Genomic DNA, 12,764 nt, shown 5'->3' with positions numbered 1-12,764 from the left:
GTTAAATAGTTATTAAATAGTTACAGTTTAGCTATCATCTGCTAGAATCATTGAGCTCAGAAAAAATCTAATAGGTGATAAAAACCATGAAATTTATCTCGTTCAATATTAATGGCCTACGAGCTCGCCCACACCAGTTGGCTGCTATCATTGATAAACATCAGCCAGAAGTCATTGGCCTTCAAGAAACCAAGGTCCATGATGATATGTTTCCTTACGATGAGGTTAGCAAACTTGGCTATCATGTCTTTTATCACGGTCAAAAAGCGCACTATGGGGTTGCGTTATTAACTAAGAATGAACCTGTTGCCGTTCGTAAAGGCTTTCCTACTGATGATGAGGATGCCCAGCGTCGAATTATTATGGCTGATATCGAAACCAGTAATGGTTTATTAACTGTGGTTAATGGCTACTTCCCTCAAGGTGAAAGCCGTGACCACCCTATAAAATTTCCAGCCAAACAAAAATTTTATCAAGACCTACAAAACTACATTACCTCAACCCAAACACCTGAGTCACAACTCTTGGTCATGGGTGATATGAACATTAGTCCAACTGATCTCGATATCGGTATTGGTGATGTTAATCGTAAACGTTGGCTAAAAACGGGTAAATGTTCATTTTTACCTGAAGAGCGTGAGTGGATGGATAGACTACTCAATTGGGGGTTAGTGGATACCTACCGCACCATGAATCCTGCTGTTGAGGATTGCTATTCATGGTTTGATTATCGTTCTAAAGGGTTTGATGATAACCGTGGCCTACGTATAGATTTGCTGTTAGCATCAACAGCGCTATCACAGCATTGCGTTGGGACAGGAATCGATTATGAAATCCGCGGAATGGAAAAGCCTTCGGATCACGCTCCTGTATGGGCAGAATTTAATTTAACGAAAGCATAACTTAAGTAGAAACATGATAGGAGGACATAGCCTCCTATCACTATGAGAAAGCTTGTTTGTCGCTATTCATCATTACTCGTTTGTTTTTTTTTCTTCGATTTAGCTGGCTTTTTCCCGTTTTTACTTTTAATCACTGGCGGTAGTTCTCGAAAAGCTCGCAGATTAGTAAACTGGCGTGCTTGATGGATCAACTGAGTTAATGTCGCACTTAAAGGGTTCATAAAATCATCATAACGCGTTTGTTTTTCGCTGATTTGCGTCAAAATAGATTCCCAATGTGCAGTCATATCCGGCAAGGTTGCCATATCTGGTAACACATGGATCAGCGCTCTACCAGCTGGTGATGAATGAATATAACGCCCTTTTTTAAATAGAAACTGTCGCTTGAATAACAAATCAATAATACCTGCTCTTGTCGCTTCAGTGCCTAATCCATCGGTTTCACGAAGTACTTTTTTTAAGGCTTTATCTTGCACAAATCGAGCAATACCGGTCATTGCTGATAACAACGTAGCGTCTGTAAAAGGCCTTGGAGGCTGAGTTTGCTTTTCAATCACCTCACCTTTTTCACAAAGCAATTCATCACCTTTTTCAACAACAGGCAACGGAGTTCCATCATTTTCTGCATCTCGTTCTTTACTGCCTAGCACTACTCTCCAACCTGCTTCAGCTAAAAAACGCGCTTTGGCAATAAATTTGCCCTTCTCAATTTCAAGTTCAATGGTACATTTACGATAAACGGCGTCAGCCATAAATTGAATAATATATTGACGTGCAACCAACTGATAAATATTGGTTTCATTCTCTGTAAGCTTAACTGATGCCGTTTTCGCAGTAGGAATAATCGCATGGTGCGCATCCACCTTTTTATCATCCCAACAACGGTTTTTCTTATCCAGTTCAGGTAAATCAAATTGAGTTAAATCAGGCTGATGAACAGAAATTGCGTTCAAAACAGAATGGCGCCCAGCAAAGTGCTCATCAGGTAAATAACGACTATCTGAACGTGGATAAGTGATCAGTTTATGGGTTTCATATAAGCGCTGACAAATATCTAATACTTCTTGCGCACTTAAACCATATTTTTTAGCGGCTTCGATCTGTAAAGCTGAGAGGGAAAACGGTAAAGGGGCAATTTCAGATTCGCGTTTGTCTTGATATTGAGTAACAAACGCAGGTTTACCTGTAATACGCGATACCACATGCTCAGCAAGAGGACGATGAAACAATCGGCCTTCTTCATCTTGGTAATCAATACAAGAATCACTTGGCTGCCAAATCGCCACAAAACGTTCATCTTGTGGGGTAATGATATGGGCACGCACCTCGAAATAATCTTTTGGGATAAAGTTTTCAATATCTTCATCACGACGAACTACCAAACCCAATACTGGTGTTTGCACTCGCCCGACAGAAAGAACGCCTTGGTAACCACCCCGTTGCCCTAACAAGGTATAAGCACGCGTCATGTTAATGCCGTATAACCAATCAGCTCTCGCTCGCGCTAATGCTGAAACACATAATGGGATAAATTCACGGTTTTCACGTAGCCGTTCAATCGCTCTTTCAACAGCCTGAGGGTTAAGATCATTAATTAAGCAACGCTTAACTTGTTTTCTCTTTTCACCTTCAAGGTTTAAAAAGTCTAAAACCTCATCAACAAGCAATTGCCCTTCTCTATCAGGGTCTCCAGCGTGCACAACCTCCGTCGCATTCTTAAGAAGAGTATCAATTGTTTTAAGCTGTTTAGTTACTGCGGAACGCGGCTTTAGCTGCCATTTTTCAGGAATAATAGGGAGATCCTGCAAATTCCAGCGCGCATATCGAGGTTCATAAGCATCGGGCTCCGCTTGCTCTAGCAAGTGACCAATACACCATGTGACCATTTGGTCATCACCACATTGGATAAAACCATCCCCCCTCTTATGAGGCTTAGGCAGTACATCCGCAATTGCCCGCGCAAGGCTAGGCTTTTCCGCAATAAACAAACGCATGACTTAATCTATCACTTCAATTAAAGGTACATTGTCCCGATGGGGTAATAATTTTCCGATAGACTGTAGCAAAACACCTTGCTGGTGTGCAATGTCTTTAATTTTAGCAACTTCAGTAGGTTCTACGGCAATTAATAGTCCACCCGATGTCTGTGGGTCGCATAATAGATTACGCTGAGCATCGCTCATTGGCCCAATCAGATGCCCATAGCTGTCAAAATTGCGCTGAGTTCCTCCAGGAACACAACCCGCTTCGATATAATGTTCGACATTCGCTAGTTTAGGAACTTGATTAAAATAAATTTCGGCTCGTACTTGAGAACCTTCACAAATTTCACTCAAATGACCAAGCAAACCAAAACCTGTGACATCGGTCATTGCTGTCACACCCGTTAATGGTGCAATTACCGCACCTAATTTATTTAGCTGGCACATGGTTTCAGTGGCTAAGTTTTGATGCTCGTTCGCCAATACCCCCTTTTTCTCTGCCGTAGTGAGCACACCAATCCCCAAAGGTTTAGTTAAAAACAGTTCACAACCTGCGGTCGCCGCACTGTTTTTCTTAACATATTCAGTATTAACGACCCCCGTCACGGCTAAACCAAAAATAGGTTCAGGTGCATCAATGGAGTGCCCTCCAGCCAATGAAATTCCTGCATCAGCACAAGCAGCACGACCACCCTCAATCACTTCTCTAGCCACTTCAGGGGGTAATTTGGCAATTGGCCAACCTAAAATAGCAATGGCCATAATCGGTTTGCCACCCATCGCAAAAATATCACTGATCGCATTAGTCGCAGCAATACGACCAAATTCATATGGTGAATCAACGATTGGCATAAAGAAATCCGTCGTACTTATAATGCCAATGCCATTACCCAAATCATAAACAGCAGCATCATCTTTCGTTTCATTACCAACTAACAAGTGAGGATCATGAAATTTCGCTTGTTCTGAATGCAGAATTTGCTCCAGCACTTTCGGCGCAATTTTGCAGCCACACCCAGCACCATGGCTGTATTGTGTTAATCTAATTTTTTCCATGACAATCGGCCTTTTAAAAGTGAGAAACAAAATTTTGCATGTCAGGAATTTGCACTTTCGTTGGTGCTTTTAGTTCTGGAGTACCTAAATAAAGAAAACCCACAATATGATCGGTAGGTTCACATCCTAAACCATCACGAACAATCGCATCTTCTGTCCATGAACCTGAACGCCAAATGCCACCAAATCCTTGTGCAACTGCTGCCATTTGCATTGCTTGTACCGTGCAGCCTGCCGCAACAATTTGCTCCCATTCAGGAACTTTAGGGTGGTTTTGCGTTTTTGCAATAACCGTAATAATGAGAGGTGCTCTAAAAGGGGCATTACGTGCTTTTTCTTCCACTTCAGCCCCCAAATTACCTTCTTTAGCGGCTTTTTCAAGTAATTGACTAAAGCGATTTAACCCTTCACCTTGCATAACAACAAAATGCCATGGACGTAATGCACCGTGATCAGGTGCACGCATACCCGCAGCTAAAATATTCTGCAATTCATCACCCTGTGGCGCAGGGGTTGTTAGCCGTGAAGCTGAACGGCGGTTCAATAAAAGGGTTAAAGCATCCATATTCATCTCCGATTCAGAGTAAACTGATATAATAGTCATTCAAACAAGCAATCATAATCACGCTAATTTAACGTTCGTGTGCTAATAAAGCTTGCTACAGAACCCGCGTTGTCATTTAGCTATCTGTGACGACATAGGTTTTACTTGATTAATTAATTGAATTATATCATCTACATGTTTTGAAAAATATCATTACGACATTGTACAACGCTCTAAGTCGCTTTGTTATGTATAAAAATATCATTCAATTGCAGACAACTGTTTTTATTTCATTAAGATATTAGTGCAAATTTGTGTGTTGGAGAGAATATGCGTCAAATATGGGAGATCATCGCCACTGTTTTTAAATTTAGCTGGCGAATACTAAATTTTATTCGGGAACTGGTATTCAATGCCATTTTCTTAGTCCTGTGCTTTTTAGTCATTGGTTCGATAGCATTATATCAATCCGAATCCAAGCCAGACCCAAATTACTTTGGTGCACTTTATGTTGATTTACAAGGTATCGTCGTTGATCAAGTTTCAACGCCAGATCCTTTTGGTCGTATGAGCCGAGAACTCTTAGGCACGCCAAACAGTCGTATGCAAGAAAATTCATTGTTTGATATTGTGGATACCATTCGTAACGCAGCGACAGATGATCGCATCACAGGTATGGTACTTCGCTTAGATAACCTTGTGGGTGCAGATCAGCCATCTCTTAATTTTATCGGTAAGGCGATTGCTGACTTTAAGAATTCAGGCAAACCTATTTATGCCGTTGGCGATAGCTATACCCAAGCTCAATACTACTTAGCAAGCTATGCTGACCATATTTTTATGGCACCACAAGGCGTGGTCGGTATCCAAGGTTTTTCTACTAATACGCTTTATTACAAATCACTGTTAGAAAAACTGAAAGTCAGTAGCCATATTTTCCGTGTTGGTACATACAAATCAGCGGTAGAGCCATTGATGCGTGACAATATGTCCCCTGAGGCTCGTGAAGCAACCAAACAATGGTTGGGCGCCCTATGGGATAATTACCTGAGCACACTTGCGCAAAACCGTAAAACTAATGTTCAAGGGGTTTTTCCTGGCTCTGATATTTTAGTCAATAAACTTCGCGCAGCAAATGGAGATAGCGCTCAATACGCCTTAAACCAAAAGTTGGTTGATAAAATCTATACGCGTGAACAATCTGAAAATGTACTGAAAAAGCAATTTGGCTGGAATAAAGATGAGAAACATTTCAACTATATCAGTATTTATGATTATTCAGATAAGCTAACAGATATAGGCACAGAAACACCAGCCGGTAATATTGCTGTTATCGTGGTTCAAGGTGCTATCATGGACGGTCCTCAAGCCCCTGGTATCGCAAGCGGTGACCTTATCAGTGCTCAAATTCGTGAAGCTCGCCTTGATCAAAATATCAAAGCCATTATTTTACGTGTCAATAGCCCAGGTGGTAGCGTAACTGCCTCCGAATTAATTCGCAGTGAACTGGCATCAGCTAAAGCAGCTGGTAAACCTATTGTTGTTTCTATGGGTGGCATGGCAGCATCTGGCGGTTATTGGGTTTCAACCCCAGCTAACTATATTATTGCCAGCCCAAGCACAATAACCGGTTCAATTGGTATTTTTGGTGTTATCAACACATTTGAAAATGCCTTGGACTCTATCGGTGTTTACACTGATGGTGTTTCCACCACTTCTCTTGCTGATATTTCTGTGACTAAAGGGATTAGTCCTGAGTTTTCCGATATGATGCAAGTGACCATTGAGAATGGTTACAAAAACTTTATCGGATTAGTCGCTCAATCACGACATAAAACCCCCGAAGAGATCGATAAAATCGCTCAAGGTCGTGTTTGGATCGGTAGTGATGCGAAAAAAATTGGTTTAGTCGATCAACTTGGTGACTTTGATGATGCGGTTAATAAAGCAGCTGAATTAGCTAACCTCGATTCCGTTGAGCTAGATTGGATGCAACCTGAGTTGTCCTTTATGGATCAACTTATTTTAGAGATTAGCAATAATACTCAAGCTATCATGCCTGATGTGTTGCAAGTCTTTCTCCCCCCTTCAGTTGCAACCGATATCCGCCAGCAAGCTCAGTTTTTCTTAAAAATGAATGATCCACAAAATCGTTATGCATTTTGTCTAAACTGCGCTGAAATTAACTAATCTTTCAGCCCCCCTTTAGTATGCTAAAGGGGGAAACGTATTATCATCAACCAATGCCATTTAAACAGTAGATAAGCGTAATTAAATGGTTCAGAATTGTTATAACATCAAATAAAGTCAGCATTAAGCTAGGTAATTAAATGCAGAAGAAATCGATTTACGTTGTGTATACTGGGGGAACAATCGGTATGCGCCACTCCCCGCAAGGTTACATTCCTGTATCAGGGCACCTGCAAGCGCAGTTAGCTAAAATGCCTGAGTTCCACCGACCAGAAATGCCTGAGTTTACGATTAAAGAACATCAACCTTTAATCGACTCTTCTGATATTACTCCTGAGGATTGGCAAAATATCGCTGATGACATCAGTGTTAATTATCATAATTATGATGGTTTTGTGATCTTACATGGCACAGACACCATGGCTTATACGGCATCTGCATTATCCTTTATGTTAGAGAATTTACGTAAACCAGTCATTGTGACAGGGTCACAAATCCCTTTAGAGGCGTTACGTTCTGATGGGCAAACTAACTTATTGAATGCATTATATTTAGCCGCCAATTATCCAATTAACGAAGTTGGCTTGTTTTTTAACAATAAATTGTACCGTGGCAACCGTACCATCAAAGCCCACGCCGATGGCTTTGATGCATTCACTTCACCTAACTGCCCCCCTTTAATGGAAGCAGGCATTCATATCCGTACTTTTAATACATGCCCAGCCCCTATTGGCATTGGTTCTTTGATCACCCATCGCATCACTCCACAACCTATAGGTGTCGTAATGCTTTATCCAGGGTTATCTATAGAGATTGTACGTAATATCCTTCAGCAGCCTGTTAAAGCACTAATTTTACGCTCATATGGTGTCGGAAATGCTCCTCAGCAACCTGAATTACTGAAAATCCTCCATGATGCTACAAACCGAGGTATTATTGTGGTAAACCTGACTCAGTGCATCTCAGGTCGCGTGAATATGGAAGGTTATGCAACAGGTCATGCGCTTGCTGAAGCGGGTGTCATTAGTGGGTTCGATATGACATTTGAAGCAGCACTGAGCAAGTTACATTATTTACTTAGCCAAAATTATACACCGGCACATGTTCGGGAATTAATGCAAAATAATCTAAGAGGCGAACTCAGCTATGCCGATGAATAAGCAAAGTGAGGATTTAGTTAAATCCGCTTTACTTTTAGTAGACCTACAAAATGATTTTTGTACTAATGGTGCTCTTGCCGTTGCAGACAGTGACATTGTGATACAAACAGCAAATAAAGCCATAGCGCTTTGCCAACAACAGAATATCCCAATTATTGCTAGCCAAGACTGGCACCCGGCTAATCACCTCAGCTTTGCCAGCAACTCAGGCACTCAAGTGGGTGACATTGGTAAATTAAATGGCATTGCACAAGTTTGGTGGCCAGATCACTGTGTTCAAGGAGAACACGGCGCCGAATTTCACCCTGAATTGAATCGAGAAGCGATTATTGAGGTATTTACCAAAGGTGAGAACCCTCAAGTGGATAGCTATAGCGCTTTTTTTGATAATGATAAAATTAGCCAAACTCGGTTACATGCTTGGTTGCAACAGCATCAGATCACCCAGTTATTTATTATGGGGATCGCCACAGATTATTGCGTCAAATTTACCGTACTGGATGCCTTAAAATTAGGCTACAACGTCGATGTACTGATCGATGGTTGCCGTGGTGTAAATTTATCTGCTATGGACAGTGAACTTGCCTTAGCTGAAATGTCGCAAAAAGGTGCCACTTTGCTGACGACTGATTCCTTACAATAAATCATACAGTCCTCTTCAATACCAAGATGAGGAGGACGTTTTATTTTATCTATACTCATCATACTTTAAGTTGCAGGGTTTTCCGTTAAAGTATAGTGGCTACGCTCAATTCCAACTTGAATTATTTTTGAGTACAAATAAAAACAATACTTAGCTAATAATTTCCTATAGTTATTAAATTTAAACTTCCCATTTGCACCTAATATATGATAACAGTGACTATCCATTAGCAAGCAATATTAACAGGCTATCATATCAATGCCAATTACATCACAATACATTTCTAATGTTCTATACTCAATCTAAAAATAGATAGATAATTATATCAAGCTAATTCAATTCATAAATGCTATTCCCTTAAAGGAAACTCTACTTGATAGATAATAAAAACAAGTATAGTTTCATTGAGTAATCAAATTTAATAAATGATATATTGAATTTATCAATCATAATATGAGCGGTAATTTAGATAAAATAGGAATCAATGATGTATCAACAGATTGGTAGTATTAATGAACTATTACTAAAAGTAGAGGAAGATAAATATATCTTACCTGCAATTCAACGTGAATTTGTTTGGAAACCAGAGCAAATTTGCCAATTGTTTGACTCTATCATGCAGGGATATCCTTTTGGAACATTTCTATTTTGGAGTATCGAAAAACAGAACGTAAACCAATATAAATTTTATAAATTCATGTTGGACTATGATGAGAAAAACAATCAATATTGCGAGCTTTATCATAATATTCCAAATGAAAATCATATTGCTGTATTAGATGGGCAGCAACGAATCACATCATTAAATGTCGGGTTAAGAGGCTCCTATACAAATAAATATGGTAAAAAAACACACCTTTATATTAATGTATTTGGCCAACCTGATCCTGATAATAATACAACGTATGATTTTAAATTTTTAAGCACAGAGGATGCTCAAAAAAAAGATGCAAACAACTATTGGGTAAAAGTATCTGAGATGCTAAATGGAGTATCAAAAAATAAATCAACTCGGTATTTAATGCTAGTAAGCCGTGAACTTGCTATTTTTTTAGAGCGTAATTTCCCGCAATATTCTAAGGAGGAACAAGATACTATCTTAGGAGAAGCGGAATCCTTATTAAGTGATCTAAATGTACATATAAATAACGAAAATTCATTATCTGCTTATACAGAGCAGGAACAAGATATTGAAAAAGTTCTGAGTATTTTTATTCGTATGAATAGTGGCGGTACAGCACTATCATATTCTGACTTGCTGTTATCTTTCACTGTCACCCAATGGACTAAACTAAATGCTCGCGAAGAAATCAATGAGCTACTAGAAGGAATTAAAGAAGATTCTGGTTTTAAATTTGAAAAGGATTTAATTTTACGCGCAGGCCTTATGCTTGGAGAAGTCGGCAATTTAAGTTTTAAATTATCTAACTTCAGTAAAGAAAACATTGTATTTATGGAGGAGCATTGGGAAGATGTAAAAGAATCTTTCCATATCACAACCCAAATGTTAAAGGAATTTGGAATAGATAACCAAACCTTAATTCATGATGTCGCTATTTTACCTATTGTCTATTATGTCTTTATCAATATTTTAAAAAACCCTGATAATGTGAAATATAAAATACCATCTAATGAAAAAATAAAAATAAAAAACTGGATCCTCATGAGTTTTCTTAAGAGAGGAGTATGGACTAGTAATTTAGAAAGTTTACTTGTTCATATTCGAAAAACCATCAGTGAAAATTTATTAGAATTCCCTATTGACGATATAATGAAAGCGATGTCAGAAAAGGAGAAGTCATTATTATTCAATGAAGATGATATTAGAAATTTATGCAATTTGCGATATGGTAAAGATAATGAAATTAAATCATTATTACTTTTAGTTTTCCCTGACTCCAGGCTATTGGAAACTCATATAGACCACATTTATCCAAAGAGTATATTTACACCAGCAAAAATGAAAAAACTACAAATAGCTAACGATGGTACTAACAAACTTCAAGTACTATCTAATACTATTGCAAACTTGCAATTAATACCTGGTTCCGTAAATATAGATAAAAAAGCCACACAACCAGCTGCATGGCTAGATAATTATTTCGAGAGTGAAAGTTCAAAAGAAATGTATATGGCGAGCCAATTAATTGACAGCCTATCTACTGATCTTAATCAGTTTGAAGCTTTTTGTTTAAATAGAAAAGAGAAAATCGAGAGCAAATTAAGAAAAATTCTTAATGTTAAAGAACTAAATACATCTTATAAAAATGACCCTATTTTAGGCAGATTAAAACTCAATCAAGCAAAATTAAGCCCAACACAAATAAAATTTATGGAGAAAATAGGTGTTTGGCTTAATATCGATGAAAGAAATATAAATTTAAATTTTATTTTAAATGAATTACCTAACCTCAATTTTACAACTAAAGTTGATAGAGAACCTGCAAATACCGTTAAAAACGGTATCATTATAAACTTATATCAACTTCTTGAAACTTTTGATAAAACTAAAGATATGAAGCAACAGTCATATGAAAGTGGATATTTCAAAGTAGATGAGCAAGACTCTTTATCAACTTTCGATTTAGATCGCTACATATCTGAAGACTTAGAAAGTTTTATTCAATATGGTGATCTTAGAGAAACAGATATATTAAAAAAACGTTTTGGTTTAGAAAAAACGAAACCCATGACTCTCGAAGAAATAGGTGAAATTATCAATGTAACTCGTGAAAGAGTGCGTCAAGTGGAAAAGAAAGCATTAGTTAATTTACGTAAAAGTATGCGAGTTTCAATTTCAACCATTTGGGAAAATCTAAACCAAAATGCCACAAATGAGATGGAAATGCTTTATCCTTTATTAGCTAGCAAATTTTTAGATATAAAAAATTTCTTAGCATTTTTAGATCTTTTATGTGATTTTCAGAAAAATGACTTATCAAAGATCATCTTCCCTGAAATAAATATAAAAGATTTCATTGAGGAGTGGTCATTATGGAATAAATTGCCAATACCAAAAAGTGAAGCTATTGCTTTAATTCAAGATAATATTGGATGCACCTCACAAGTTGCTCATAATGCAATTCTTCATAATGTAAATGAAGGTATTCTCAGGATAATTACTGACAATGGTGAGGAATGTATTATCCCTAATCTCCTGCCTAAAATGCCTGCAGTCGTACAAGCAGCCTTACATTTTAATGACAGCCAAAATTTCAGAGAAATTCACTTAAAAGCTAATGAATTAAGAATTTGTTCTAGTATCTTTCCTAATGAAAGACAAGACCATGCAATTAATGAGGCTGTAGAAAATAATCTTTTATTTCAAAGTGATCGTGGTTCCTACACACATATTAATTACTTCCCAATTCCAGAAGCTTCTTATTCTGATATTTTAACCGAAGTTAAAAATATATTAGAAAGAAAAAATAATACTGCAAACCTACGTATGGAAATCTATCAAGTAAGTCCTTTACTACAAAGCTATGAATATTTCACCATTCGTCATCTCATTCGTAATTTTGGGGTAGATTATGGAATTTATTTTAATGGTAAATCAGGTGCAGATACAATTAGCTTACAAGAAGGTGTAGAGCCCCAAGGACAGCTACAAACTATTCTAAATTTAATGCAGAGCTCAGGTAAACCCGTAACACGAAGCTCACTAGCGAAACAAATTAGAAGTGGTTCAGAAAATCATGCATCATTATATCTAAATGAATTAATGGAAATAGGTAAAGTTGTTCGCATTTCAGCTCATGACTATGCTCTGGCAGATAATGCATTTAAAGACATCGATGTTAAAAATGTACTCTCAGATATCGTGAATATCTTACAGCATTATAATAAACCCGTTGAAGTAGGTATTCTGGCAGAAAAAATAAATCTTAGATATCACCTATCCTATCCTAAAGTTTGGTATCTACATCTTATAAAAAATCAGTCTACATTAATGGGGTTTAATATCTATACATATCATAATTTAATATCTTTGCATGACATAGATGAGCTATCTGTTCATAAATTAATCCGTAGTTTAGATATAGAGCTCAATCAGTTTGACAAAATTTATTCGCATATTAGTAAGCATATTGTAGTAGGTAAAACTGAGGTTCGTAACGCTATAAATAATATAAGAAATAATTCCATTATAAATAATATCAGCTAAGCTTTATTTAAATACAGGTGGTCGCTTAAGCGACCATCAAATCAATAAATCGTAATAGTATGTTTAAAAATTGAGGAGAATTTATTGTTGCTAATGCACAATTTAAATTACAGTCTCGA

The 12,764-nt window shown here is 37.5% G+C and carries 8 protein-coding genes; 5 read left to right on the top strand and 3 right to left on the bottom strand.

Going from position 1 to position 12,764, the window contains the following annotated elements; genetic code table 11:
* Positions 1–86: 86 nt before the first annotated feature.
* A complete protein-coding gene (gene xthA / locus AC3Z9T_RS03585) occupies positions 87–902 on the top strand; it encodes an exodeoxyribonuclease III (RefSeq protein ID WP_490124825.1) in 816 nt (271 codons plus the stop codon).
* A gap of 62 nt (positions 903–964) precedes the next feature.
* Here xthA and AC3Z9T_RS03580 read toward each other — a convergent pair whose 3' ends face one another.
* The 3 genes from AC3Z9T_RS03580 to AC3Z9T_RS03570 are packed head-to-tail and all read right to left on the bottom strand — an operon-like array spanning position 965 to position 4,505.
* The gene (locus AC3Z9T_RS03580; protein WP_490124824.1) at positions 965–2,896 is read right to left on the bottom strand and encodes a DNA topoisomerase III; all 1,932 of its coding nucleotides are present in this window, start codon (positions 2,894–2,896) and stop codon (positions 965–967) included.
* Positions 2,897–2,899: 3 nt separating this feature from the next.
* Positions 2,900–3,940: a selenide, water dikinase SelD gene (gene selD, locus AC3Z9T_RS03575; protein WP_490124823.1), complete on the bottom strand. Its 1,041-nt coding sequence runs from the start codon at positions 3,938–3,940 to the stop codon at positions 2,900–2,902.
* A 13-nt stretch (positions 3,941–3,953) separates the two neighbouring features.
* Positions 3,954–4,505: an NAD(P)H nitroreductase gene (locus tag AC3Z9T_RS03570; protein WP_490124822.1), complete on the bottom strand. Its 552-nt coding sequence runs from the start codon at positions 4,503–4,505 to the stop codon at positions 3,954–3,956.
* A gap of 309 nt (positions 4,506–4,814) precedes the next feature.
* Between AC3Z9T_RS03570 and sppA the strand changes: the two genes are divergently transcribed.
* The 4 genes from sppA (at position 4,815) to AC3Z9T_RS03550 (ending at position 12,645) form a co-directional block, all read left to right on the top strand.
* A complete protein-coding gene (gene sppA, locus AC3Z9T_RS03565) occupies positions 4,815–6,674 on the top strand; it encodes a signal peptide peptidase SppA (RefSeq protein WP_490124821.1) in 1,860 nt (619 codons plus the stop codon).
* 140 nt (positions 6,675–6,814) lie between these two features.
* A complete protein-coding gene (gene ansA, locus AC3Z9T_RS03560) occupies positions 6,815–7,834 on the top strand; it encodes an asparaginase (RefSeq protein ID WP_490124820.1) in 1,020 nt (339 codons plus the stop codon).
* Positions 7,821–8,477: a bifunctional nicotinamidase/pyrazinamidase gene (gene pncA / locus AC3Z9T_RS03555; RefSeq protein ID WP_490124819.1), complete on the top strand. Its 657-nt coding sequence runs from the start codon at positions 7,821–7,823 to the stop codon at positions 8,475–8,477. Before ansA ends, pncA begins: the two co-directional genes overlap by 14 nt.
* 484 nt (positions 8,478–8,961) lie before the next feature.
* Complete coding sequence (locus AC3Z9T_RS03550; RefSeq protein WP_490124818.1) at positions 8,962–12,645, top strand: DUF262 domain-containing protein; 3,684 nt, start codon at positions 8,962–8,964, stop codon at positions 12,643–12,645.
* Positions 12,646–12,764 lie beyond the last annotated feature (119 nt).

Source organism: Providencia sp. 6390 (assembly GCF_058148425.1).
The sequence above is the reverse complement of the archived record's forward strand: the minus strand, read 5'-3'. Positions and strand labels throughout refer to the sequence as shown.

Excerpts from the sequence above, each read along its gene's own strand:
- AC3Z9T_RS03580 (WP_490124824.1), bottom strand. The coding sequence starts at position 2,896 with ATGCGTTTGTTTATTGCGGAAAAGCCTAGCCTTGCGCGGGCAATTGCG.
- ansA (WP_490124820.1), top strand. The coding sequence starts at position 6,815 with ATGCAGAAGAAATCGATTTACGTTGTGTATACTGGGGGAACAATCGGT.
- xthA (WP_490124825.1), top strand. The coding sequence starts at position 87 with ATGAAATTTATCTCGTTCAATATTAATGGCCTACGAGCTCGCCCACAC.
- AC3Z9T_RS03570 (WP_490124822.1), bottom strand. The coding sequence starts at position 4,505 with ATGGATGCTTTAACCCTTTTATTGAACCGCCGTTCAGCTTCACGGCTA.
- pncA (WP_490124819.1), top strand. The coding sequence starts at position 7,821 with ATGCCGATGAATAAGCAAAGTGAGGATTTAGTTAAATCCGCTTTACTT.
- AC3Z9T_RS03550 (WP_490124818.1), top strand. The coding sequence starts at position 8,962 with ATGATGTATCAACAGATTGGTAGTATTAATGAACTATTACTAAAAGTA.
- selD (WP_490124823.1), bottom strand. The coding sequence starts at position 3,940 with ATGGAAAAAATTAGATTAACACAATACAGCCATGGTGCTGGGTGTGGC.
- sppA (WP_490124821.1), top strand. The coding sequence starts at position 4,815 with ATGCGTCAAATATGGGAGATCATCGCCACTGTTTTTAAATTTAGCTGG.